Genomic DNA, 22994 nt, shown 5'->3' with positions numbered 1-22994 from the left:
TCACCAGCATATGCTATTGGATCTTTCTGCGGTCCCAGTCCAGTTCTTGCCCCCACAGAATACTGCACATTTTATTCCTTCATCAAAGCCGGGGAAGATGACGCGATAATAATGCTTTCATGGGATGCCCTTGGTCCGGGGATGCAGGGGGTGCCCACCCCAAGCATGGTCGGGGAGTACTACTTCTACTTCAAAGACGGAAGGCTCTACTACCTCGGGAACACCACGGGGGCCTATGAGCTGTTCTACGTATTCCATAACGGCCTATGGTACCTAAGCGATGGCAGGGCAATAGATCCAGACAAGCCCTGCATTATTGAAAACGTCACAATCCCCGCAGAAATCAGGGATGAACTGTGCCCCTGCGGCAACGTCTCGATAAAGTCCCCCTCCTATCCCGCAAACTTCACGGGGTCGCTGCTCCAGGTTTCGGACGGGAGCACTTCCTACACGATTGAAGTTCCCGCCAACCTTTCAATCCCCCTCCCGGAAAACGTGACCCTGCAGGCAGTGTTTTTGGAGGCGGGTGTCTTAGTGTACACCAGACCCCAAAACCCCTTCGTTCCCCTAGACTGGAAAGACGTTGCGGTGTTCTACTACGACGGGAAAACTCTCAGGAAGCTCAACTTCACGAAAGCCTTAGAAGAGGGACTGCCGGCCTGCCAGTCCACTCCCAATGGGGATTCGATGGAGTCCTATGTGATTCTCTTGTTTGGAGCTGTGCTGGTGGTCGTGTTCATATACCTGAGAAACAGGGAAGGGTAATAGGCATTCATAATCCCTTCAGCCCTTTCACCATCCTGTAGAACCTGTAAGTCCTTCCCTCAAGCTCTAAGGAATGCTCCCTCTCAAGGGAGTAGCCGAGCTTCTTGTAGACCGCTATCGCTATCTCGTTGTCCTTTTCCACGTCGAGGGCCATTCTTTCGGCCATGTCTTTTGCCCTCTCCTCCGCGTGGAGCAGCAGGCTTTTTCCTATCTTCCTGCCCCTGAATTCGGGGTAAACGGCGACGTTGCTGATGTAGTAATCGCCTTTTTCAAGCCTTCCTGAGCTAAGGGAAGCCCTTATGAACCCTGGAAGCCTCTCTAAGAAGTCGAAGCCGAGAATTCTTATCATAAGCCAGCCGGTTCTTTTCTCCTCTCGCTCCCGGGTTTTCCAGTCGTAGCCCAGGAGCATTCCTGCGATTTCCCCGTCATAGACCCCAAAAACCACATGCTCATGGCTGAACAGGTTTTCCTTTTCCAGAAAAAGTGCCTCAAAAACGTCCCTGAACCTTGGCCCCAGTAGGGCCGGGAAGTACTGGGGAGCCGACATCTCCATGAGCCTCGCGAAGTGTCCGGCTTCCTCTTTAGTCCCCTTTGCGGGGAGAATCCTAAGGGGCACATCCCTCACCAGGATGAAGTAGATGGTTCTTCCCGATTAAGTTTTCTATGGGGCTTAACTCCCGGCAAGAGGATTTTGTGACCTCACAGTAAGTCTATCCCAAGGGAAATGTCTTTCCATGTGCCGGAAGTTTGATGTGGGTATGATCTCTTTTACTCAACTTGTTTTCGTCAAGCGGAGTCGTTTTGCAGTGGTTGAAGTCTTTTTTTTCATATTTATTATAAATTACCACTTGAGAGAAAACTTTTTAAAGGCTGGATTATTACTCCAAAACGGAAAACTGTCGGAGGTGATAGAATGAGATGTAAACCATTGGTGGCAGTCCTTTTGGGACTGCTGATGGTTGGAGTCACGGCAGGGAGTGCAATGGCAATGTCGGTTCAGAAGGAACCCATAAAGCCTCAGAATAATATTGGCCTTGGGAGTGTCGTCATGACCCGTCTTGACAGCGGGAGTGGCGCTATTATTTCAAAGCACCGCCAGTACATTGGAACTGGAGCGGGTTATGCGTGGTATTATAAGGTCAAACACAACGGAGATGGCTACCTAGATGTTTCAGTATTCAAGTGGATTCCTTTAGGTGGGTATACAACAGCAGTCATCATGCCTGATATGACCACAGGTTCGTTCTATGGATACAAGTTTAAACTTGATTCTATAAACACTCACTCAGTGTTAGGGCACCGTTTTAAGATTGTAGTTGCAGAATATTCAGAGTGGATCAGCATTGGAGGATGGTGGACACTTGACGTTAAATTTAATGCAGGGTATGGAAGGCATGGAATAGTTACAATTGGATTTACTAGTTGGCCGTGGTTCTCTGAGTTTCTTGGTGCTATCGGAGTTACAGGAGCCATTAAGGAAGGTGGAAAGCAGTTACTAAAGTTCATTTCAACTGGCAGCGCGAATGCACTTAGCTCCGCAATTGCACTTCTTCTTTCAGGAGCGAACATAGATGCACTCATATTTGAGGAGGTGTGAAAGTGGAGATGAATAAGAACAATCTCTTTTTATATTTTTTAGAGGGACTACTGGCCGCTATAACCCCATGGACTGCCCTGCTGATTGGAATAGTGGTGTATGTCAATAAAAGCAAATCTCCATATTATTCAGCTTTGAGTACAAGCGTGGCCTTTTTGCTTGGAGGAGTATTTGGAGCACTTTTCGGATATTTTCTACTGAGTGACACATTTTTGGCTTGGTGGACTTCTTCAGAGGGATTAACTGCCATGTTGATTGGCATAAAATTGTGGATTCCAGCATTGTTATTTGGGGCATCTGTGATTGGGATACTGAGGGCGACTTTTCAAAAATACAAAGAAACTCGGAGGGATACCAATGAGGACAATCAATAAATTGTTCCTTTGGTTTGTATCTCTGTTCTTATGGGGTGTTATTATTTACTCTTATCAGATTGTGGGATTCTACTGGATGATTGTCGTCTTAGATGGGGAGCTTCCACGAATATGGTTGGCAGTAGTGGCAGCAGGATTGAGATTTGTTATCCAGTCTGCATTACTTTTGGGTATACTTCGATTGATCCTGAAGATTCTACCAAGCTTGGAAATCTATCTTAAATCAACCATGCCGCTCGCATTAGCTGGCATTATCGGATCAATATTGAGATTTTTCTACAATGGCTGGATTCCATTCAGGATAATTATGGAGCAAGTGGCCCTGATGCTCGGGCTACTTATGGCCATGGTACTGCTAGGCAAACGAATTAGTTCTGGGAAAAAGTCCTATTTATCTTGCGTTTTAACTGGGCTTTTGGTATTTTTGATTCTTATCCCCATACCCCTTTGACCCCCGGTGATGAAAATGAAGCTCTACGGAGCTGAAGTTCCTTTCATCTTATTTTTACGCTGGTGGGTTGCTGAACTAACTCTGGCACTCTTTGGAGGATACTTTGGAAGTGAAGGGTTTTATCCGGAGGCCCTCCTTATCTCCGGTTTCTACTGGCTGGGCTTCCCGGCTCTGATGTGGCTTATGTGCTCCGCCTACCGGCATTCCGGGCACTGCTCACTGGAGAGCAGGCTGTGGTTCGTGTTCTCTGCTGTGGTTCCTGCGTCTAATGTTTTCGTGTGGGTTTTCAGGTTTTATCCGTACTCTACCGCGGTAATCTCGCTCCTCTGGACGCTACTGCTCTTCAGGGTGGGGCTGGCGCTGGGCGCTGAAAAAACACTCGGACTGAATCGGGGTGAATAAAATTGCCGACCTCCTCAGGATCTTTAGGACAGGGATTTCAAGAGAACATGTAAAACAACAAAGTCACATAACGTCAGCATCTCAACCATTGGCTTCGGTCTGTTTTTGAAGGTGGTTTATAATGGACTTAAAGAACCACCTTAATTTTGTTAATTTTTGTCCGCCTATATTTTCATTTTGTGAATGACAAGCCTCTTATTCCCTCCAGTAGAGTAAACACTGACAAAAGAAAAAGGTGATTCAAGATGAAAGGCGAAGAAATAGAAAACGGCGGAATGAAGGGCCACGGGAAAATGGGTGGCATGAAGAGAATGAAAGGTAAGGGAAAGATGAAGGGTGGCTGTAAGGGCCACGGCAAGGGAATGAAGGGCATGAGAAAGGGCCACCACGGAATGCACGGAATGGCGGGAACGGAGGATCAAAAGGAGTACTCCTACCTCCGCGAGGTTGAAACCGGTTTCGATGAGACCGTGGCGAGGGTCAAGGAGGAGCTGAAGAAGGAGGGCTTCGGTGTCCTCAGCGAGGTCAGGGTTGACCGGCTTTTCAAGGAGAAGCTCGGTATTGACATGGAGCCATACGTCATCCTCGGCGCCTGCAACCCGAAGTTCTCAAGCCAGCTCATCGGAATAGACATCAACAGCGGCACCTTCCTGCCCTGCAACCTGGTGGTGTACGTGAAGGACGGAAAGACCTACGTGAGCCTGCTGCTCCCGACGAAGGCCATGAGCATAACCGGAAACGACGAGCTGTTGAAGGTCGCCTCAGAGGTCGAGGAGATACTAAAGGGCGTCGTTGACAGGGTTTGATTTTTCCCTGTGCATTCCTCCTATTTTCCAGTATTTTACAGAATGGAAAATTTTGAAATACTGTATTTTTCTCCAAATTGCCGAAAACGTTATATACTCCAAAGCTCCATTGATTTAACAAGTGAGTGAAAGTGGAGGGTGAACCGTCATGCCGCACCTGTTCATAGTCGGCTACGAGAACGACGCGGAGCGAAAGCGCGTTGAATACCTGCTGGACAAGTGGTCAAACCGCGCCAGGATTTCCAAGGTCAGGGGGATATCTTTCATAATAGATTCCAGCGACGTTGAGGGCTTCGCGGAGGAGCTCCTCTCAAAGCTCGACCCCCCGACCGAGGGAAAGGTGATGGTGTACCGCGTGGAGCCCGAGGACATAGGCTCAAGGGTCTCCCCAACGAGGAGGGAGATTGAGTACCTGACCCGGGAAGAGCCAGTGGTGGTTCGAAAACTGCTGAAGTACGTCCTCTCAAAATTCGGTGCATACTACGTCTCCTCTGAGGGAAACGTCTCCCGATACAGGGCGTACACCAAAAAGGGGAGGATGGAGGTGGAGGTGCTGGTTGAAGAGAGGGATAACGGAACCGCCGTGGTCATAGCCATCGAGGGCTACGGCACCGCGGTTGAGGACATGGCGAGAAAGCTGGAGAGGGAGCTCTCCCTCCTGCTGTGAGGTGGTACCATGGTGGTGTTCAACGAGGGAAACCCCGAATGCGTGAGGAACCTGCTCCGTCCGGCCGAGAGGGTTCTGCGGCAGGGCAGGGACGTTACCGTTGAGGACTTCGAGACCCGGAAGAGCCTCTGGGAGAGGATTCAGGACTCTTACTCGCGCTATCTCGAAGGCGAGTGCGGGGACTTTCTTAGGGACCTTGACAGCACGTTCAGGGCGAAGTTCGAGGCGGCACTGGCGGTTCTCGCGTGGAGCTTCTGGAAGAAGGGTGAGGCGTTTCCACCCGCAGAAAAGCGCTTCTCGGAACGCGAGATAGGTCTGATAGATGAGATACTGAAGTACAACGTCTTTGAGATAACGACGATGGAGGACATCCTCGAAAAGCTCTACCGCAGGGACGAGGAGACCCTCCAGCTCTTAAAGACATACTACCTCGGGGTGGACAGGTGGATAGAGGAGCAGCTCGAAGACCCCGAGATAAAGCTCCCCCTCCGCTACTACCTCAAGAGGACGTGGAAGAGCTACCGCGAGAAAATCGATGCCGCAATAAACGAGGCAAGCAAATACGGCTGGTTTAGAACCCTAATGGAGGATTGGGAGCGCGAAAAGACGGAGGAAGTTGAAGCAGTCAGGGAGAGCTACGAAGCCAGGGTTGGGGAGCTGAAGAAGAGGATAGCAGAGATGGTGGAGTTCTTCGAGGAGGAGCGCAGAAAGCTTGAGGAAGAGCTGTCGGCATCGAGCCTGGAGGAGGTAGAGAGGCTCCGCAGGGAGAAGGAGGAGCTGATCGAGAGGTTCGAGCGCGAGAAGGCAGAGCTCGCCAGGAGACTCACGGAGCTTAAGGATGAAGAGCTGAGGAAAAAACTTGAGGAGGAGCTTGCGAGGGCGAAGGAGGAGGCCCTGCGCGAGGCGAGGCTCCTTGAGGAGAAGCTCAGGAGGAGGGAGCTCGAACTCAGGGAGAAGGAGATGGAGCTGAGGAAGAGGGAGCTTGAGCTTTCCGAGAAGGAGAGCCTGCTGAAAAGCAGGATAGAGGAAATCCTCGCGATGTCTGGCAAGGTCGAGAAGGGCTCCCGCCTGGTGCTCAGGGACGAGGCGAGGATCGGTGAGCTCAACTTCGTGGGCAGGATGAAAAGCAAATTCGCGGGAGAAGTGCGGCTCCTCGGCAGAACGTACTCCGTTGAAAGGATTGAGGAGAAGAAGGGCGAGGACACGGCGAGATTCGCCGGAAAGCTTGACGAGAAGTCCCTCAAGAACCTGCCGGAGAACAGGTACGTTGAGGTAGCCCTGAAGGAGAAGAAGCTCCTCGGGAGGAAGGAGCGGATACTCGTTAGGGGGGTTTACCTGACGAGGGTGGAAAGGCTGGCGGAGCTGGGCCTCGACACCGACCCCCTCACCCTGGCGGAGGTCAACGTGCACCTCATCGATGCGAGGGACTCAAAGGAGAACGCAAGGACGATCCTCGTTATCGCCTCACCTCTCGGCTTCGAGGAGAGGGTGAGGAGGTACGTCTCGTCGGAGGACTTCCACAGGAACTTCTACTCGGAGAACGTCTCGCTGATACTCCTCGACACGGAGAGCGGTGAGGTAATCCACAACCCCAACGACCGCTACGCCAAGGCACTCGTCCCCCTGGTGCGCCTTGAGCTTGACGAGGAGATGTACGCAAAGGTCAGGGAGTGCGTGAGGAAAAAGCTTGAGGGCAGGGACTACCTACCGCTCAGCGAGGGCCTCGAATGCGGTGGCGAGGAGTACGTGAGGAGGGCGTTCTATGAAATCGCCCGTGAGGGCAATCTGGTCAAATACATAGATGGATTTGGACTCGTGCTGATACGGAAGTGAGGTGATGGTGATGGGAATACTCGACAGGTTTAGGAAAAACCCGATTGAAAAGCTCTCCCTCAGGGAGCTTCAGGAAGAGGAGATACGGCTGAGGAACAGGCTTGAGAGGACGAAGAAGGAGATAGAGCGCATAGAGAAGAAAAAGAAGCAGCTCTTCCAGGAGGGCATCGGGGCTGACGTGCTCAAGAAGAAGATGCTCGCCCAGGAGATCAAGAGCCTCGACATGGAGCAGAAGCTTCGCTTAAGGGACTTCACGACTGCGCAGAAGCAGTACACCTTCGTCAAGAACCTGATAGTCGTCAAGAAGTACGAGAAGGAGCTTAGGAAGATAGGCCTCTGGGACAAGCTCTCCAAAGTTGAGCCCGAGCAGCTGGAAAGCGTGCTCGTCAAGGTGAGCCTCGACGGCAGGGAGTTCGACGAGATGGTCGAGAACCTGAACAGGGTCTTCGAGATGGACATAGCCGAGTTTGAGACAACCGAAGATCAAACTGAGAGGGAGCTCATGGATGCATGGGCCAAGGTCGAGACGGGAGAGGCCGACGTTGAGGAAGTGACGGAGAAGATAGCCTCGCCCAAGCTGGAGAGGGAGACGGAGGAGGAGCTGTGATGGGGCTCCTTTCAAGGTTTTTCGGGAGGAAGAACCCCCTGGACATACCGATTGACCAGCTCAGGGAAAACCAGATCAGGCTCGACATGCAGATAAGGAAGATAGAGGACGAGATAGCCGAGATAGACGCCCAGATAGCGGCGCTGTTCCAGAGGGCAAAGGAAGCGAGGAGCAAAAGCGAGGAGCTCACCATAGCGACCAAAATTAAGACGCTGAACCGGAAAAAGCAGAGCCTCCAGAACACCCACGCCCAGCTCAACAAACAGCTCATGCTCGTGGCGAACCTGCTGATAATCAAGGAGAACGAGGCCATACTGAAGGGCACACCGACCTGGGAACTTCTCAGGAAAATGTCCCCGGAGGAACTCGAAAAGAACCTCGTCAGCATGCAGCTCGACGCCCAGAACCTAAATGAGAACCTCAACACCATGCTCGGCTACACCGACCAGGCCATTGGTGCCGGCGTCGAGTTCGAGGAGGACGAGGAGCTGGCGGAGATAATGAGGACGATACAGGCTGTGAAGGAGGGTGAGCTTGAGCCCGAGAGCGCGGCCGAAAAGGTCACGGGGGAGAAGGATAAGGGGGAGGAGGTAGTCACTGAGTGACCTACACTCCGGAATGAACCTCCTCCATGAACTTGTCTTAAGTGAAAAACAGTCCCGCGCGGACTTTCAAAACGGCACCAAAAAGGGTTAAATGACGGCCGGAACTGGTTGTCTCAGCGGAAATGGAGGGATACGCGTGCACATGGGGCACTGGTTCATGGACGACGACATCCTGGAGGGCCTCGTCAAACTCTTCGTGTTTATAGTCATAGTATCCGCCATCTTCGGGAGGGCGGCCGGATTTATAATATTCATCGTGATAGCCATGTGGTTTGGACACCTGATAAAACACCTGCTCAAGGACGTTTCGAAATCCAGAAGGTACAAGAGGCGGTATCCCAAAACGGTTCCGCCAGTTCCTCCGGTACCGAAGGAGGACATGAAGGATCTCCTCCGCAAGTCGGTGATAATCGAGGTTCCCCCCAAGGTCCACGCTGGTGAGGAGATACCCCTCAGGATCGGCTTCAGGAACCTGCTCAGGGGCACCATAAACGTCGAGATAGACCTCGGCGACCTCTCCAGGCACCTCGACCTCAGCTCCACGAGGGTGTACTTCAGGGCCGTCAGGCCCGGGGAGTACGTCTCCCAGACCGTCACCGCCGTTCCGAGGGGGCGGGGCAGGGTCAGCGCCAAGGTCGTGGTTCGCTCCGGCATGGTAAGCGCCAAGGTGAAAGTGCGAACCGAAATAATCGAGAGACCGAAGATAGAGCCCAAAACCCCAGTTCCGGCCCCGGTCCCGGTTCCCGCCGGGAATAGGCAGGATTCTACCGGCGGCACCCCCCGTACCCCACTGGAGGAGCTCTTCGCGAGGTACAGAAAGGTTGAGCCCATCGGTGAGGGCGGCTTTGCAAGGGTCTACCGTGCGGAAAAGCACGACGGGAGCGTCGTTGCCCTAAAAGTCCCGCTCAGTCTGACGGAGGAGGGGGGCAAGACATTCCTCAGGGAGGTAAGGAACTGGTCGCTCCTCAGCCACCCGAACATAGTCGAGCTCTACGACTACAACATATTCCCCCTCCCCTATCTTGAGATGGAGTACTGCGAGACGAGCCTTGCAAAGCTCGAAAAGCCCCTCAGCCCCGAAAAGGCGGCGAGGATAATCTTCGACGTTGCGGAGGGGCTAAAGTACGCCCATTCCAAAGGCGTAATCCACCGCGACCTCAAGCCGAGCAACATCCTGCTCAAGAACGGAAGAGCCAAGGTGAGCGACTGGGGGCTCAGCAAGCTCCTCAAGGAGAGCAGGACGACCCACACGGTCAGCTTCACACCGCTCTACGCCGCTCCGGAACAGATAAGCTCCCGCTTTGGAGGAACAGATGAGAGAACCGACGTGTGGCAGATAGGGGCGGTTCTCTACGAGCTGCTTACCGGGAGGCCTCCCTTCGAGGGGGAGGACTTCGTCGAGGTGGCGTCGAAGATAACCCTTGAGGAGCCAGTGCCGCCGGGTCAGCTCAACCCCGACGCGAAGCCCCTTGAGCCGGTCGTGATGAAGTGCCTCGCGAAGAACAAGGAGGAGCGCTACCAGTCGGTTGAGGAGCTCCAGAGGGATTTGGCCGAGTTCCTCGGGAAGAACTACCGCGAGAACCTCAGCAAAAGCGTTTCAATCAACGACCTGTCGAGGAGCGCCTACTACGCGGGCGAGCTGTTCCTCCTGTACCTGAAGCTCAACGACCTTGTTAATGCACTCAAGTACGCCGACGACCTGGCTCACTACGCGAGAGGGGGGGTGAGGGAAGAACTGCTCTCCCTGAGGGAGCAGCTCAGGCTCCGCCTTGAGAACGGCCTCGATGTTCCCGAGGAGCTGGTCGAGAAGGCCGAGATAATCATCCACAAGATAAAGCTTGGATTCGAGGGGGTGTGAGGATGCCTGTTGACCTTTCAGGGCCCCTGCTGAGCGAGTTTGAGAGGGCCAAGAAGGAGTTTGAAAGGGCTGTCGCCGCGGGAGACATGGAGACCGCTCGGAGAAGCGCCCTCCGGTGTGCCTCCATACTCAGACAGCTGGCCAGGCACGTCCCCTACAACGGGGAGCTCTATCTTAAGAAGGCGAAGAAGTGGGAGGATGTGGCCGGGCAGATAGAGAGTGGTGAATACGGCCGAAAGGCAGTTGTCGGCGCCGAAGGAAAGAGCACGACCCAGGAGAAAGACGAGGAAGACCAGTTCAGGGAGTACGTGCTGGGGCTTATCTCCAAGTCACAGACGACGTGGGACGACATAGGCGGCCTTGAGGGTGTCAAGCTCCTCATGATGGAGACGGTCGTGATAGCGGCCCTTAAAAAACCCGCCGCGGTTCAGCCGTGGAGGGGCATACTCCTCTTTGGGCCTCCCGGGACGGGTAAGACGCTCCTCGCCTCGGCCGCCGCCGGGAGCTTAAACGCCACCTTCTTCAACGTTAAAGCGTCAAGCGTCCTGAGCAAGTACTTCGGCGAGTCGAGCAAGATAATAAGCGCCCTCTACGAGGTCGCGAGGGAGAAGGCACCGAGCATAGTGTTCCTCGACGAGATAGACGCCCTGACCACGAGGCGTTCAAACGACACCAGCGAGGCGACCAGGAGGATGCTCTCGACGCTCCTCACGGAGCTTGAAGGCTTTCACGGGGAGGGGAATGAGAAGCTCGTCCTCACGCTTGCCGCCACAAACACCCCCTGGGATTTAGATGAGGCGGTGCTCTCGCGCTTCCCCAAGAGGATTTACGTGCCCCTGCCGGACAAGGAGGCGACCAAGGTGATAGTGAGGATACACACTGAGGGGCTTGATATTTCGAGGCTCGACCTCGACGCGATAGCGGAGGAGAGCGTGAGGCGTCTGTACTCTGGCAGGGACATCAGGAACCTCTGTCAGGAGGCCATATGGAACATGATACGCGAGGAGAACAAAGACCTCCACAGGCTTGCCGGGCTTCCCTTCGAGGAGCTGAGGAAGCGCTCATTGAGAACCCGCCCGCTTGAGATGAGGGACTTTGAGGAGGCGTTCAGGAAGATAAAGAGCCCCCTGACAAAGAGGGACATCGAGCGCTATGAAAAGTGGGCGGAGGAGTTCGGGGGATGAGCGGGCAAGCCTGTGGGGCCGAGGGGATCGTCTGGGGCATCTCACATCCCGGCGGGAGGGAGCGGAACGAGGACGCGCTCCTTATCCTGCCCCTCGGCGACGCCTGCCTCCTGGCCGTTGCCGACGGCCTTGGGGGACACGAGGGGGGAGAGCTGGCCTCGAAGGTGGCCGTTGAAGCACTCCGTGAGACTTTTGAGAGGGGCTATACACGCGGCATAGGGGTGGAGGGGGTAAAGGGTCTCCTCCTAAGGGCCTACGAGGATGCCCACCGCAGGATAGTGGAGATATCACCCGGGCCGGGGAAGATGGGCACGACGCTTACCGCTGCCTTCGTGAGGAATAGAATGGCTGTGGTAGCAAACAGCGGCGACAGCAGGGCATATCTTGTGCAGGAGGGGAAGATAGTCGCGAGGACAAGGGACCACTCGGTGGTCCAGGAGCTCATTGAGCGCGGAATCATTAGTGGGGAGGAGGCCAGAGAACACCCCATGAGGCACGTCGTTACAAAGGCCCTCGGCGTTGACCTTGGGGTTGACACCTACGTGTGGGAGCTGAAAGCCGGGGATGTCCTGCTTCTCAGCACGGACGGGCTCCATGACTACATCGATGAGGGGATTATAGGAAAGCTTGTCTTCGGATCAGACCCCAGGACGGCAGCGGAGGCGCTGATCGGGGAAGCCCTGAAGGTTACCGAAGACAATGTGACTGTCGTCGTGTTTAGGGAGGTGTGACGGTTATGGTCAAGCTCTGGAAGTCGAAGGAGGAGAAGGAGATAGAGAGGAAGATACGCATGAGGAAGGCCAAGATGGCGTTGAAGCAGTACATCAACAATCTCGAAAATTTGAAGCGTAAGATTTTCCTCCAGGGGAAGGAGGCGGCGAAGCTCGGCGACGAGGCCCTCCTCAAGAGGAGCGCCATGAAGTACCTTGCCCTTGAGGAAAGGATAAAGCAGGCAAAGAGACTTCTCCTCCTCATGGAAGAAGCAGAAATTCAGAGGGAGCTGGTGAAGGTCTCAGCCGACTTCATACAGTTCAGCAAAGACGTTGTTAGGAGCATAGCCGAAGGGCCTGGGGCGGAGGACGTGGCAAAGATGCAGGTCGAGTTCGAAAAGGCGATGGGCAAGGTCGAGAACCTTGAGGAGGCGCTAAACACGATGATAGACCTGACGAGCGAGAGCATCCTGACGGGTGAGTTCGACGCCGAGACCCTGGAGATGGCCGAGGGCCTGATGGTTTCATCCGCCGGTGAGGATCTCGAACCTGCAAAGAGGCTGAAGGAAATCGAGGACATGATGAAAGAATGAAGGTCTTGTACCTTATTCTAAGGTTATTCTCTATTTTTGAGGGTCTTACATTTTTTAATAAAAAAGGCTAAATACCATCTAACACTAAACCTCTATGGTGTTGACCATGAAGGGACATGGAGATGTGCACGGCGAGCACGTGCACGATGGGGCTGAAAAAGCCCCCGAGATGAAGGACATGGAGCACGCCCACGAAAGCGGGCATGGGGAGCACGGGACGGAACATGAGATGCACGAAGGGCACGAGGTGGCCGCCCACGGCGAACATGAGGGACACGAACACGCCCATGAAGAGCACGCCGGACACGAACATGAAGGCCACGAGGGTCACAAGCACTCCCACGCGGAGCACCACAGGATGATGATGGAGGACTTCAAGAAGAGATTCATCATTTCTGCGATACTCACGATCCCGATACTGCTGCTCTCTCCCCTGATCCAGAACTTCCTGGGCTTCACGTTTACGTTCAGGGGGGATCACTACGTCCTGTTCGCACTCTCGTCGGTGGTGTACTTCTACGGCGGCTGGCCCTTCCTGAAGGGCATGAAGGACGAGCTGAAGAAAAAACTGCCGGGCATGATGACGCTGATAGCGCTGGCAATCACCGTTGCATTCTTCTACAGCGTCGCGGTGACCTTTGGCCTGCCGGGTAAGACCTTCTACTGGGAGCTTGCGACGCTTATCGACATCATGCTTCTCGGCCACTACATCGAGATGCGCTCCGTTCTCGGCGCTTCAAGGGCCCTGGAAGAGCTCATAAAGCTCATGCCAACGGAGGCTCACCTCGTAACGCCCGAGGGAATAAAGGACGTCCCGGTCAGCGAGCTGAAGAAGGGCGATATAGTCCTTGTCAAACCCGGGGAGAAGATACCCTCCGACGGCATCATAGTGGAGGGAGAGACCAGCATAAACGAGTCAATGCTCACGGGTGAGTCGAAGCCAGTCTATAAGAAACCGGGCGATGAAGTCATCGGAGGCTCCATAAACCTTGAGGGAGCGATAAAGGTCAGGATAGAAAAGACCGGAAAGGACACCTACCTGATGCAGGTCGTTGAACTCGTCAGGCAGGCACAGGAGACAAGGTCAAGGACGCAGGATTTAGCTAACAGGGCCGCCTTCTACCTCACGCTCATAGCCATAACCGCCGGAACGATAACCCTCGGCACGTGGCTCTACCTCGGCAAGCCCTTCGTCTTCGCCCTTGAGAGGATGGTCACGGTAATGGTCATAACGTGCCCGCACGCGCTTGGCTTAGCCGTCCCGCTGGTCGTCTCGGTGTCAACGTCAATCTCGGCCAAGAAGGGAATCCTCATAAGGAACAGGGAGGCGTTTGAAAGAGCGAAGGACGTTCAGGTGGTCGTCTTCGACAAGACCGGGACGCTGACCGAAGGCAAGTTCGAAGTAACCGACATAATAACCCTGGACGAGCTCGGTGAAGAGGAGATCCTGAAGTATGCGGCGGCACTTGAGTCCCACTCAAACCACCCGATAGCCCAGGGAATAGTTGAGAAAGCCAAGGAGCTCGGCCTTGAGGTCTACGAGGTAGCTGAATCAAAAGTTCTTCCGGGCAAGGGTGTCCAGGGCGTCATCAACGGAAAGGAAGTCCTCGTCGTAAGCCCGGGATTCCTGAAGGAGAACGGCCTGTGGAGGGAGGACGAGCGCGTCAATAAAGTCTTGGAGCAGGGTAAGACCGTTGTCTTCCTGGTTCTTGATGGAGAGCTCGTGGGTGCTTTGGCCCTGGCAGATAGGATAAGGCCCGAGTCAAGGGAGGCCATTGAAAAGCTCCACGAGATGGGCATAAAGGCCTACATGCTCACCGGCGACAACGCCAAAGTTGCAAAGTGGGTGGCTGAGGAGCTCAGGCTGGATGGCTTCTTCGCCGAGGTTCTGCCGCACCAGAAGTCAGAGAAGGTCAAGGAGCTCCAGGAGCAGGGCTACACGGTGGCGATGGTGGGCGATGGCATAAACGACGCCCCGGCTTTGATCCAGGCCGATGTGGGCATAGCCATTGGAGCGGGAACCGACGTGGCTATAGAGAGCGCCGACATAATCCTCGTCAAGAACGACCCGAGGGACGTCATAACCGGGATAATCCTGGCAAAGGCGACCTACAAGAAGATGATTGAGAACCTGGCATGGGCAACTGGTTACAACACCTTTGCCATCCCGCTGGCGGCGGGGGTGCTCTACAACTACGGAATCCTCCTCAGCCCGGCGGCGGGTGCGCTGCTTATGAGCCTGAGCACCGTTATAGTGGCCATCAACGCGAAGTTTTTGAAGGTCTGACGGCGAATATTTTGCCCTTTTTATATTCTTTTTCTTGTTTCCTTGACAACTCATCCGTTATCCCGGAAAGTCCCCCATATCAAAGGCCAGGTAACCCTCTCCCCTCAGCTCTTCTTTTTCTGGAAAGTGCTTTGCAACCAGCCCGTAGCGTTTTCCCTTTCCATCGATGCCCACTTTCTCGCTCTTCTCCTCAAGTTTCTTTAGGACCCTTAGGGCGTCCCGATAGGAGATGTTCTTCCACTTGACCTCAAAAAACGCAACCTCACCCGTCAGGCTGTTGATGGCGACGAGGTCTATCTCTTCCTTCTTGTCCCACCACCGGCCTATCTTCGTGAACCTGAAGGGAAGCTCACCCTTTGCGTTCAGCCTTATCAGGAACTGCTTCGCTATTTCCTCAAAGACCTCGCCGAGGTATACATTGAAGTCTTTTCTGAGGTCATCGAAGCCTATGGCCCCAATTTCAATGTCATCCCTGTAAGGGTAAACGAAGCGGAGCCAGAAGCGGTAGTAAAAATCCTTCACGCGGTATATTCCAAAGCGCTTTCTCTCCCTCACCGTCACCGGGAACTCCCTGTAAACCAGATCAAGGGTTTCGAGCGTCTTCAGGTACTTCGGCAGGTTCGTCACGGCCACCTTCGTCTCGTTGGCGATCTCTGTCAGCTTCGTTTTCCCTTCGTTTATCGCCCTCAGGATGTTCAGGTAGGTCACGGGTTCCCTCAGCTCGTCCTTCAGGAGCCTCTCGGCGTCTTCGTAGAGTACACTCACCTTGCTGTAAAAATTCCGCTGGATGTTCTCCTCGACGCTCAGCGAGTCGTCGAAGTACCGGAGGTAAGCGGGGATGCCGTCTATGGTGCCGTAAACCTCCACAAGCTCCTCCCATGAGTAGCGGGGAAATGCCTCCCCCAGGTGGAAAAAGCCGAGGCTCGATAGCTTTATCTGGGCCGTCCTCCTCCCGTAGAGAGGGTTTTTATAGCTCATGAGGCTCTCCATAGTGGCTATCGACGAGCCGAGAAGGATAAGCATTATCCTGGAGTCCCTGAGAATCTCGTCCCAGATGTACTGGAAGAGCGAGGGAATTGATTTATCCTCCTCCACCCAGTAGGGGAACTCATCGATTACAAAGACGAGCCTTCCGAAGTTTCTAACTTCCTCGAAGAACTCTTCCAGATTCCTGGCCTCGATAAAAACGTTGAACTTCCTGTTGAAACCTGTGACCAGTCTCTCAATCTCAAGCTCCATCGGTTCTTTTCTTGCCAGAAAGTAGAAGCTGGGTTTATTTTTTGTGAACTGCTTCACAAGCTCGGTCTTTCCGATCCTTCTCCTCCCGTAGATGAGCACGAGGTGTGCCCTGTCCTGGGTGTACAGTTCTTCAAGGACGTTCAGCTCGAACTCACGGTTGATAAATTTTAGTATCATGATATTAATTATCACATTATTAAATTTAAGCCTTTCGGCGGAAGGCGTTACCGACTTTGTCTTCTACCACGGAATAATCCGGCAATTAAAATTGGTTGACGGGGGTTGGATGGTATATCGGCGCGAAGTTTTTGAAGGTTTGATGGCCTCTTTGCTTTATCTTTTGCGAAAATTCTCGCCCGGCTCTTTTCCTTTTGCCAACAATAAGCCCTATAGCCTTTACCACTAAGTAGTATTCGAGGAGATCAAAATGATGTTCGAAAGCGCTGGAAACGAATTCCTGGCTCACGCCGGAGAAAGCGACTGGGGGTGGCACGACATGATGGGATTCGGCTGGTTTGGCTGGTTCGGAGGGATATTCATGCTCCTGTTCTGGGTGCTGATAATCGTTGGAATAGTATGGTTCATTAAGTGGCTCGTTGAACAGAGCTCAAGCGGGAGCAGAAAGAGCGCCCTTGAGATACTCGACGAGAAGTACGCGAGGGGCGAAATAGACGACGAGGAGTATGAGAGGAGAAGGAGAAAGCTTCTTGAAGGTTAGTTTTCCCCTCTCCCCCCTCTTCTTTGAAAGTTTGTGAGAACACGATGAACGATTGAAGTTCGCTCGGTATTAAAAAGAAAACTCAGGAGAACACCGCCTTGTAGAGCCCGATGAGGACACCGTCAACCTCACAGTGCAGTCCGAGGGGCCGGGCTTCCACGTTTTTAAAGACCCGCAGGCCCATCTCCCTTATCTCTTCCGTTGAAAACCCCAGGTGAGTGTCCTTCAGTGTCTCCCTGAACTCACCGTGCCTGTGCTTGAGGACGTCGATTATGACGGCCTTTCCACCCCCGGCCAGCACGTCTTTCATGCTCCCCAGGACTGCCTCCGGGTTGAGGAAGTGGTGAAATGCGAGGGTCGAGACGACCACGTCAAACTTTTCCGGCACGTTGAGGCCGTAGTGCTCGTTGGCAATCTCGATAGACTCTCTAATCTTCTCAGCAACACCCCAGATGGGTGTTATTCCTTTCTCCTTGAGCCTCTTCAGCATGCTGGGCGTTATGTCGAAGCCGTAGACCTCGACTTTTATGCCCTTCTCCTCAAGCTTTCTCTTTACGCGCTCCGTGAAGAAGCCGGAGCCGGCCGCGACGTCGAGTATGCGCACATCTTTTCTTCCAAGCTTCAAGACTTCCCTCACTATCTCCTCCACGAGCCGCTCTATGCACTCGTCCCTGAGGTAGTCCCGCACGATGTCGTCCCTCTCGGGCGCTTCCGTCTCGAAGTACTCTATCTGCTCCACCAGCTCGTTGACCTCCCCTTTGCCAAAGCCAAGCTTCTCTAAGAACGTTCTAATCTCTTCAATGCTCGGTATCATGCTCTCACCGCCTCAAAGCCCCTCTCAAGGTCCTCGATGAGGTCTTCAACGTCCTCTATTCCCACCGAGACCCTGATGAGCGAGTCCCTTATGCCGACCTTCTCCCTCTCATCCCTTGGAACCGATGCGTGGGTCATGATTGCTGGCAGTTCTATGAGCGACTCGACGCCGCCGAGGCTTTCGGCGAGGGCAAAGACTTCCAGGCTCTCGATGAACTTCACTGCCTCTTCCAGTCCCCCTTTGAGTTCGAAGGAGAGCATCCCACTAAATCCCTTCATCTGCCTCTTCGCGAGCTCGTGCTGTGGATGTGAGGGCAGGCCGGGGTAATAAACGCGCTCAACCAGCGGGTGCTCCTCAAGATACTTTGCTATCGTCATGGCGTTCTTCTCGTGCCTCTCCATCCTGACTGCGAGCGTTTTGATGCCCCTCATGACGAGCCAGGAGTCAAAAGGTGACAGAATTGCTCCAACCGCGTTCTGGTGGAACTTGAGCCTCTCATAGATTTCGTCGTCGTTGACCATCACAGCCCCGCCGACAACGTCGGAGTGGCCGCCGAGGTACTTGGTGACGCTGTGGAGGACTATGTCGGCACCGAGGTCGAGGGGATTCTGGAAGTAAGGACTGGCAAAGGTGTTGTCCACGACCACGATGATGTCTCTCTCGTGGGCGATCTCGGCTACTGCTCTTATGTCCGCGAGCTTGAGGAGGGGGTTCGTTGGCGTTTCGAGCCAGACCATCCTCGTGTTCTCCCTTATCGCCCTCCTCACGTTCCCCGGCTCCCTCGCGTCAACGTAGGTAAACTCGATGCCGAAGCGCTCCATCACCTGGTTGAAGAGCCTCTTCGTTCCGCCGTAGAGGTCATCAAAAGCAACCACATGGTCGCCCTTCTTGAGGAGGGCAAGGAGTATCGTGGATTCGGCGGCGAGTCCTGAGGAGAAGGTCAGCCCGTACTTTGCGTTCTCAAGTGCCGCCAGCTTTCTCTCAAGTGCGTCCCTCGTGGGGTTGCCGCTCCTCGAATAGACGTAGCCTTCCTCGACCTCCTTTATGCTCCTCTTCGCGAAGGTGGTTGAGAGGTGGATTGGGGACACAACGTCGCCGTGCTGCATGCTCTCGGGCTCTTCACCGACATGGATGGCTTTGGTTGAGAACCTCATCTCAGCACCTCCAGGACCTTTTCATCGTCGACCTCAAAGCCGTTCGCAACGAGCCACTCGTCGTTGAATACCTTCGTGAGATAGTTCCTTCCGGTGTCCGGGAATATCACGACGACCTTCTTGCCTTCAACTCCTTTCTCCTTGAGGTACTTCACCGCCCCGTAGAGTGCCGCACCGGATGAACCGCCCGCCAGAATTCCTTCCTTCCTCGCGAGGAAGCGGGTCATTGAAAAGGCCTGCTGGTCGTTGACGACAACCATATCGTCAACGAGGCTTAAATCGACGGTTTCCGGGAGGAGGTCTTCGCCTATGCCCTCAACGAGGTAGGGGTGGGCCTTCTTGAGGGCCTCCTCAAGGCTCATTCCCTTCTTAACGAGGCTGTATATCGAGCCGACCGGGTCAACGCCTATTACCTTCACATCTTTCTTCCTCTCCTTCAGGTAGCGCCCGATTCCGGTTATCGTCCCCCCGGTGCCTATCCCCGCGAAGAGGTAGTCTATCTCCCCTCCGGTCTGCTCCCATATCTCCCTCGCAGTGGTCTCGTAGTGCGCCAGGGGGTTGTACCTGTTGAAGTACTGGTTGGGGATGTAGGCGTAGGGCGTTTCCTCCACTTCATCCTCAAGGATGGCTTTAAGCTCGTCGAGCTTCTCTTCATTAACGAGCCGCTGAACGTACTCGACTATCTCCTTAAGCTCCTCTCGGGTTACCGCCCTCCCCTTCTTCCAGATGAGGTTTCTTACAGCCTCTGCCACCTTGTAGTAGGAGTTCGGGTCGCCCGGGGCCACAGCGGTGGGCGTTCTAATGACGAAAGCACCCATGGCCTTTAGGAGGAGCTCCTTCTCGGTGCTCATCTTGTCCGGCATCGTGAAGACCGTCATGTAGCCCTCGTCGGCCGCTACAAGGGCGAGGCCAACGCCGGTGTTGCCCGAGGTTGGCTCGACTATCACACCGCCCTCGACGATTTTGCCCTCTCTTTTTGCCCCTTCTATCATATACTTGCCTATCCTGTCCTTTATGCTCCCACCGGGGTTGAAGAACTCCACCTTGGCGTAGAGCTCGTTTTTGAGGTTGAAGTATCTCTCTATCTTCCTCAGCCTCACAAGGGGTGTGTTGCCTATCGTCTGGACGATGTCGTTATAAATACCCAATTTTGTATAATTTTCCATCATATTGCCCATCACCTGCTCATTTATGAATAGAACTGCATATATATACTTTTCGGCATGAGAGCTGTCCTTTTGACGAAAGAAAAGATGATTCAGCCCTATTCAACTGGAAGTTTGAAATAAACGGTTTTGGACAGAAATGGGAAATGGAATTTACAGCTCATTGGGTGCTACTCCTCAAAGAGCAACAGCCTTTCGGCCTGCTGGCTGTCCTTCCGGTATATCCTGCCGTCCTCCATGTAGAGTATCCTGTCCGCGAAGCCGAGTATCCTCGGGTCGTGGGTGGCTATAATCACGCACTTGCCGTCTTTCTTTGCCCTTTCGTGGATGAGCTTTATAACCTCCTTTCCGTTCTTTGAGTCGAGGTTTGCCGTGGGCTCGTCGGCTATTATGATGTCTGGGTCAGTTATCAGAGCCCTCGCCACGGCCACCCTCTGCTGTTCACCCCCTGAAAGCTCTGAGGGCCTGCTGTTGAGCCTGTCCCCCATATCCAGCTCTTCCAGGAGACCTTCTGCCCGCCTCCTGGCCTCCTCCCTATTTATGCCCCTGATCAGCAGGGGCACCATGACGTTCTCCACCGCCGTCAGCGCCTCCAGCAGGTTGGAGTGCTGGAATATGAAGCCCATCCTCTCAAGCCTGAGCCTCGCCAGCTCGTCCTGGGTGAGTCCAGTCAGTTCTATTGGCCTTCGGGGGCTTTCGGGTGGGTACAGTTTTATGCTACCTGAGGTCGGTCTCAGAAGCCCGCTGAGCATGGTGAGGAGCGTCGTCTTTCCGGAGCCGGACGGCCCCATGAGAAGAACCACCTCTCCCCTCTTGAGGATAAGGGACACGCTGTCAACTGCCCTCACCGCGGTTCTGCCCGAACCGTAGACCTTGGTCAGGTTGGTTGCCCGTAAAATGGCCTCAGGCATTGAAGACCACCACCGGGTCAACTTTGTTGAGCCTCCTTATCGGGATCAGCGGCGCGGTCAGCCCCATGAGCAGGACCGCTGCGAAGGTTATGCCCACTGTTGTGGGGTTCATCTCCACGAAGAACTCCGGGGCGAACCTGGGTACGAAGAGGGTGGCGAGCAGGGAAAGGCCGATGCCGGCCATGAAGCCCAGCAGGGTTATTATGGCCGCCTGCTCAAAGACTATCCTCCGTAGAAAGCTGTTCTGCGCCCCAATTGCCTTCAGTATCGCGTACTCCCTCATCTTCTCAACCGTCATTGTGTAGAGCGTAAGCCCTATGACCGCCGCGCCGATGATGAACCCTATGAACACCAGCGGGAAGAGTATGGAGTTGAAGCTCTCGTTTATGACATCCTTGTGGTTCTGTATGAACCTCTCCTTCGTCAGTATCTCCACGGATACTCCCTTCCCCTTCAGCCTGTCTGTGATGTCCTTCGCCACATCGGCGGCCGGCCTGTCGCCGGAGAGCTGGACGAGGTAGTAGTTCACGTACTGGGTCGTCCCAAAAATCTCGGCGGCATCTCCAGTGGTAACGAAAATATACGGGTAAACAACCGCAAAAGTCCCCTTCGAGACCCCGACTATCCTCAGCTCCTTGTCTCCAATCCTAAGCGTCTGGCCGAGCTTCAGCCCGTTCCTTGTGAAAAACACCTGGTCCACCACGGCTTCGCCATTCTTTATTTCACCCGTGCCCATGACGATGTCCCACGGGCCGCCGACCCCGCTGGTGGGGTCAAAGCCAACTATGTAGACCGTCTTTTTCGCCCCGCTCCTTGGGACCTCTATCTGAACCGCCCTTCCTATGAGCTCGTGGACGCTCTCAACGCCGTCCACGCTTTTTATCTCATCACCGAGCCCCCTGGGCAGGAGGGAATATGTGTGCCACAGGTCGTGGATGCCCTCCTGCCCCACCCAGAGGTCGGCGTCGGTATGCACGATGTAGTTCGTGCCGAGGGTCGTCATGCCGTAGTACACTCCGAGGAGTATTATGACAAGGGTCACCGAAAGGGCCACCCCGCCCACGCTTATCACCAGTCTGCCCCTATCATGGAACAGGTTTTTCCTCGCTATCATCCTGATCACCCGAGGGCTTTGTAGCAATTATAAGCTTTACAATATCAAAGAAGAGGTTTTCCACTCTTTCCACTTTAAAACCCTCCTTTTCGATGTTGTTCTGGGTCTCCCTGAGCATGGACGTGCCCAGCACGGCCCTCATGAACGGCTCCATCATGTAGAGGAGGAGGTTGAGAAGCTTTGACCTGCTCTTCATGTGCTCAAGGAATATGGCTTTCCCTCCGGGTTTCAGCACCCGATACGCCTCTTTCAGCCCCTTTATCGGGTCGGGAACGGTGCAGAAGACGAAGGTGCTGACGATAGTGTCAAACGTGTCCTCTTCAAATTCAAGGTTCTGGACGTCCATATGCAGGAGCCTGACGTTTTTCAGGCCGAGTTCTCTTCTCCTTTTCTCAGCCTTTTCAAGCATGCCCCTGCTGAAGTCTATGCCAGTGACCTCGACGTTTTGGGGATAATAGGGGAGGTTCTTTCCCGTTCCGACGCCTATCTCAAGCACTTTCCCTTCTGCCAGAGAAAGGGCCTTGGCACGGTACTTTGAAAACGCCCTCCTTTCCATTGGACTTTCGAAGGGGTCGTAAACCTTTGAAAACCTATCATACTTTCTGGCTGTTTTTGAGGTGTTCATCAAGTTAACCTCATGAAAACATTTGATTGGCCTTATCCTTTCATCCCTGAAAGATTTGGGGATGTCCTTTCACATTATGTCAATGGTAAGCCTATTATCCCTTCGGCCTCAATGTACAGAGGGAAGCAAAATGGAGAGGTGATGCGAAATGGAGTGGAAGTCCCTGTTTATCGGGCTCCTCATCGGAGCGCTCATAGCCGTTCCCCTTGGGATGGCCCACACTGGAGGATTCGATATCGCGGAGAGAACCGGAAGCCGCTGGGGCTTCGGGCCCATGGGCGGCTACATGCACGGCGGCATGATGGGCTACGGCATGCACGGCATGATGGACGACGAGATGTACGCGCAGATGGAGGAGTACATGGCCAGCGGCAACTTCACCGAGATGCACGATGAGATGGAGCCCCTCATGGAGGAGTATATGACCCAGTACATGGGCGGCAACTGGACGGAGATGCACGAGACCTGCGAGAAGTATATGGGAGTCGAGGAGAGCGGCCAGTGAGCCCTCTCC

Annotated in this window: 25 protein-coding genes; 17 read left to right on the top strand and 8 right to left on the bottom strand. The window is 54.1% G+C overall.

Going from position 1 to position 22994, the window contains the following annotated elements; translation table 11 throughout:
* The first annotated feature begins 165 nt into the window (after positions 1-165).
* Positions 166-765, top strand: a complete 600-nt coding sequence (locus A3L14_RS07125) for a hypothetical protein (RefSeq protein WP_055429732.1) — start codon at positions 166-168, stop codon at positions 763-765.
* A gap of 7 nt (positions 766-772) precedes the next feature.
* On the opposite strand, the gene A3L14_RS07120 is transcribed toward A3L14_RS07125, so the two are convergent.
* Positions 773-1381: a GNAT family N-acetyltransferase gene (locus A3L14_RS07120; RefSeq protein ID WP_055429731.1), complete on the bottom strand. Its 609-nt coding sequence runs from the start codon at positions 1379-1381 to the stop codon at positions 773-775.
* Between the two features lie 297 nt (positions 1382-1678).
* Here A3L14_RS07120 and A3L14_RS07110 point away from each other — a divergent pair, with 297 nt between their 5' ends.
* From A3L14_RS07110 to A3L14_RS07045, 14 genes are all read left to right on the top strand, one after another.
* Complete coding sequence (locus tag A3L14_RS07110; protein WP_055429729.1) at positions 1679-2362, top strand: hypothetical protein; 684 nt, start codon at positions 1679-1681, stop codon at positions 2360-2362.
* Positions 2363-2364: 2 nt separating this feature from the next.
* The gene (locus A3L14_RS07105) at positions 2365-2736 is read left to right on the top strand and encodes a hypothetical protein (RefSeq protein ID WP_055429728.1); all 372 of its coding nucleotides are present in this window, start codon (positions 2365-2367) and stop codon (positions 2734-2736) included.
* The gene (locus tag A3L14_RS07100; protein WP_055429727.1) at positions 2720-3187 is read left to right on the top strand and encodes a hypothetical protein; all 468 of its coding nucleotides are present in this window, start codon (positions 2720-2722) and stop codon (positions 3185-3187) included. Before A3L14_RS07105 ends, A3L14_RS07100 begins: the two co-directional genes overlap by 17 nt.
* Before the next feature lie 15 nt (positions 3188-3202).
* On the top strand, positions 3203-3589 hold the full coding sequence (locus tag A3L14_RS07095) for a hypothetical protein (protein WP_055429726.1): 387 nt from the start codon (positions 3203-3205) through the stop codon (positions 3587-3589).
* 245 nt (positions 3590-3834) lie between these two features.
* The gene (locus tag A3L14_RS07090) at positions 3835-4395 is read left to right on the top strand and encodes a DUF302 domain-containing protein (protein ID WP_055429725.1); all 561 of its coding nucleotides are present in this window, start codon (positions 3835-3837) and stop codon (positions 4393-4395) included.
* Positions 4396-4543: 148 nt separating this feature from the next.
* Positions 4544-5062 carry a hypothetical protein gene (locus A3L14_RS07085; protein ID WP_055429724.1) on the top strand — a complete coding sequence of 173 codons (519 nt, stop codon included), beginning with the start codon at positions 4544-4546 and terminating at the stop codon, positions 5060-5062.
* A gap of 9 nt (positions 5063-5071) precedes the next feature.
* Complete coding sequence (locus A3L14_RS07080; protein ID WP_055429723.1) at positions 5072-6895, top strand: hypothetical protein; 1824 nt, start codon at positions 5072-5074, stop codon at positions 6893-6895.
* Positions 6896-6905: 10 nt separating this feature from the next.
* Positions 6906-7502, top strand: a complete 597-nt coding sequence (locus tag A3L14_RS07075; protein ID WP_055429722.1) for a hypothetical protein — start codon at positions 6906-6908, stop codon at positions 7500-7502.
* Complete coding sequence (locus A3L14_RS07070; protein ID WP_074631178.1) at positions 7502-8107, top strand: hypothetical protein; 606 nt, start codon at positions 7502-7504, stop codon at positions 8105-8107. Before A3L14_RS07075 ends, A3L14_RS07070 begins: the two co-directional genes overlap by 1 nt.
* Positions 8108-8249: 142 nt before the next feature.
* A complete protein-coding gene (locus A3L14_RS07065) occupies positions 8250-9965 on the top strand; it encodes a serine/threonine-protein kinase (RefSeq protein WP_232473443.1) in 1716 nt (571 codons plus the stop codon).
* Between the two features lie 2 nt (positions 9966-9967).
* Entirely contained in the window at positions 9968-11149 is a 1182-nt protein-coding gene (locus A3L14_RS07060) for an ATP-binding protein (RefSeq protein ID WP_074631179.1), read from the top strand.
* Positions 11146-11880 carry a PP2C family protein-serine/threonine phosphatase gene (locus A3L14_RS07055; protein ID WP_074631181.1) on the top strand — a complete coding sequence of 245 codons (735 nt, stop codon included), beginning with the start codon at positions 11146-11148 and terminating at the stop codon, positions 11878-11880. The genes A3L14_RS07060 and A3L14_RS07055 overlap by 4 nt, the downstream gene beginning before the upstream one ends.
* A gap of 5 nt (positions 11881-11885) precedes the next feature.
* Positions 11886-12452, top strand: coding sequence for a hypothetical protein (locus A3L14_RS07050; protein WP_055429253.1), 567 nt, complete (start codon positions 11886-11888; stop codon positions 12450-12452).
* Between the two features lie 106 nt (positions 12453-12558).
* Positions 12559-14739: a heavy metal translocating P-type ATPase gene (locus A3L14_RS07045; RefSeq protein ID WP_143597791.1), complete on the top strand. Its 2181-nt coding sequence runs from the start codon at positions 12559-12561 to the stop codon at positions 14737-14739.
* Positions 14740-14796: 57 nt separating this feature from the next.
* Here the strand turns inward: A3L14_RS07045 and A3L14_RS07040 are convergent, their stop codons facing one another.
* A complete protein-coding gene (locus A3L14_RS07040; RefSeq protein WP_055429254.1) occupies positions 14797-16155 on the bottom strand; it encodes an ATP-binding protein in 1359 nt (452 codons plus the stop codon).
* A gap of 250 nt (positions 16156-16405) precedes the next feature.
* Here A3L14_RS07040 and A3L14_RS07035 point away from each other — a divergent pair, with 250 nt between their 5' ends.
* Positions 16406-16696, top strand: coding sequence for an SHOCT domain-containing protein (locus tag A3L14_RS07035; RefSeq protein ID WP_082431991.1), 291 nt, complete (start codon positions 16406-16408; stop codon positions 16694-16696).
* Between the two features lie 82 nt (positions 16697-16778).
* Here A3L14_RS07035 and A3L14_RS07030 read toward each other — a convergent pair whose 3' ends face one another.
* The 6 genes from A3L14_RS07030 to A3L14_RS07005 form a co-directional block, all read right to left on the bottom strand.
* Positions 16779-17510, bottom strand: coding sequence for a class I SAM-dependent methyltransferase (locus A3L14_RS07030; RefSeq protein WP_055429255.1), 732 nt, complete (start codon positions 17508-17510; stop codon positions 16779-16781).
* The gene (locus A3L14_RS07025) at positions 17507-18664 is read right to left on the bottom strand and encodes a cystathionine gamma-synthase (protein ID WP_055429256.1); all 1158 of its coding nucleotides are present in this window, start codon (positions 18662-18664) and stop codon (positions 17507-17509) included. The genes A3L14_RS07030 and A3L14_RS07025 overlap by 4 nt, the downstream gene beginning before the upstream one ends.
* On the bottom strand, positions 18661-19842 hold the full coding sequence (locus A3L14_RS07020; protein WP_232473292.1) for a PLP-dependent cysteine synthase family protein: 1182 nt from the start codon (positions 19840-19842) through the stop codon (positions 18661-18663). Before A3L14_RS07020 ends, A3L14_RS07025 begins: the two co-directional genes overlap by 4 nt.
* Before the next feature lie 158 nt (positions 19843-20000).
* Positions 20001-20741: an ABC transporter ATP-binding protein gene (locus A3L14_RS07015; protein ID WP_055429257.1), complete on the bottom strand. Its 741-nt coding sequence runs from the start codon at positions 20739-20741 to the stop codon at positions 20001-20003.
* Positions 20734-21855: an ABC transporter permease gene (locus tag A3L14_RS07010; RefSeq protein ID WP_074631185.1), complete on the bottom strand. Its 1122-nt coding sequence runs from the start codon at positions 21853-21855 to the stop codon at positions 20734-20736. The genes A3L14_RS07015 and A3L14_RS07010 overlap by 8 nt, the downstream gene beginning before the upstream one ends.
* Complete coding sequence (locus A3L14_RS07005; RefSeq protein ID WP_055429260.1) at positions 21827-22480, bottom strand: class I SAM-dependent methyltransferase; 654 nt, start codon at positions 22478-22480, stop codon at positions 21827-21829. Before A3L14_RS07005 ends, A3L14_RS07010 begins: the two co-directional genes overlap by 29 nt.
* A 148-nt stretch (positions 22481-22628) precedes the next feature.
* Between A3L14_RS07005 and A3L14_RS07000 the strand changes: the two genes are divergently transcribed.
* The gene (locus A3L14_RS07000; protein WP_055429261.1) at positions 22629-22985 is read left to right on the top strand and encodes a hypothetical protein; all 357 of its coding nucleotides are present in this window, start codon (positions 22629-22631) and stop codon (positions 22983-22985) included.
* The last annotated feature ends 9 nt before the right edge of the window (positions 22986-22994 follow it).

The organism is Thermococcus thioreducens (genome assembly GCF_002214545.1).
GTDB lineage: Archaea > Methanobacteriota_B > Thermococci > Thermococcales > Thermococcaceae > Thermococcus > Thermococcus thioreducens.
The sequence above is the reverse complement of the archived record's forward strand: the minus strand, read 5'-3'. Positions and strand labels throughout refer to the sequence as shown.

Coding starts and splice junctions, on each gene's coding strand:
- A3L14_RS07040 (WP_055429254.1), bottom strand. CDS start 16,155: ATGATACTAAAATTTATCAACCGTGAGTTCGAGCTGAACGTCCTTGAA.
- A3L14_RS07065 (WP_232473443.1), top strand. CDS start 8,250: ATGGGGCACTGGTTCATGGACGACGACATCCTGGAGGGCCTCGTCAAA.
- A3L14_RS07080 (WP_055429723.1), top strand. CDS start 5,072: ATGGTGGTGTTCAACGAGGGAAACCCCGAATGCGTGAGGAACCTGCTC.
- A3L14_RS07075 (WP_055429722.1), top strand. CDS start 6,906: ATGGGAATACTCGACAGGTTTAGGAAAAACCCGATTGAAAAGCTCTCC.
- A3L14_RS07090 (WP_055429725.1), top strand. CDS start 3,835: ATGAAAGGCGAAGAAATAGAAAACGGCGGAATGAAGGGCCACGGGAAA.
- A3L14_RS07095 (WP_055429726.1), top strand. CDS start 3,203: ATGAAGCTCTACGGAGCTGAAGTTCCTTTCATCTTATTTTTACGCTGG.
- A3L14_RS07045 (WP_143597791.1), top strand. CDS start 12,559: ATGAAGGGACATGGAGATGTGCACGGCGAGCACGTGCACGATGGGGCT.
- A3L14_RS07125 (WP_055429732.1), top strand. CDS start 166: ATGGTCGGGGAGTACTACTTCTACTTCAAAGACGGAAGGCTCTACTAC.
- A3L14_RS07025 (WP_055429256.1), bottom strand. CDS start 18,664: ATGAGGTTCTCAACCAAAGCCATCCATGTCGGTGAAGAGCCCGAGAGC.
- A3L14_RS07030 (WP_055429255.1), bottom strand. CDS start 17,510: ATGATACCGAGCATTGAAGAGATTAGAACGTTCTTAGAGAAGCTTGGC.
- A3L14_RS07070 (WP_074631178.1), top strand. CDS start 7,502: ATGGGGCTCCTTTCAAGGTTTTTCGGGAGGAAGAACCCCCTGGACATA.
- A3L14_RS07005 (WP_055429260.1), bottom strand. CDS start 22,480: ATGAACACCTCAAAAACAGCCAGAAAGTATGATAGGTTTTCAAAGGTT.
- A3L14_RS07010 (WP_074631185.1), bottom strand. CDS start 21,855: ATGATAGCGAGGAAAAACCTGTTCCATGATAGGGGCAGACTGGTGATA.
- A3L14_RS07060 (WP_074631179.1), top strand. CDS start 9,968: ATGCCTGTTGACCTTTCAGGGCCCCTGCTGAGCGAGTTTGAGAGGGCC.
- A3L14_RS07000 (WP_055429261.1), top strand. CDS start 22,629: ATGGAGTGGAAGTCCCTGTTTATCGGGCTCCTCATCGGAGCGCTCATA.
- A3L14_RS07020 (WP_232473292.1), bottom strand. CDS start 19,842: ATGGGCAATATGATGGAAAATTATACAAAATTGGGTATTTATAACGAC.
- A3L14_RS07035 (WP_082431991.1), top strand. CDS start 16,406: ATGATGTTCGAAAGCGCTGGAAACGAATTCCTGGCTCACGCCGGAGAA.
- A3L14_RS07085 (WP_055429724.1), top strand. CDS start 4,544: ATGCCGCACCTGTTCATAGTCGGCTACGAGAACGACGCGGAGCGAAAG.
- A3L14_RS07110 (WP_055429729.1), top strand. CDS start 1,679: ATGAGATGTAAACCATTGGTGGCAGTCCTTTTGGGACTGCTGATGGTT.
- A3L14_RS07050 (WP_055429253.1), top strand. CDS start 11,886: ATGGTCAAGCTCTGGAAGTCGAAGGAGGAGAAGGAGATAGAGAGGAAG.
- A3L14_RS07100 (WP_055429727.1), top strand. CDS start 2,720: ATGAGGACAATCAATAAATTGTTCCTTTGGTTTGTATCTCTGTTCTTA.
- A3L14_RS07055 (WP_074631181.1), top strand. CDS start 11,146: ATGAGCGGGCAAGCCTGTGGGGCCGAGGGGATCGTCTGGGGCATCTCA.
- A3L14_RS07015 (WP_055429257.1), bottom strand. CDS start 20,741: ATGCCTGAGGCCATTTTACGGGCAACCAACCTGACCAAGGTCTACGGT.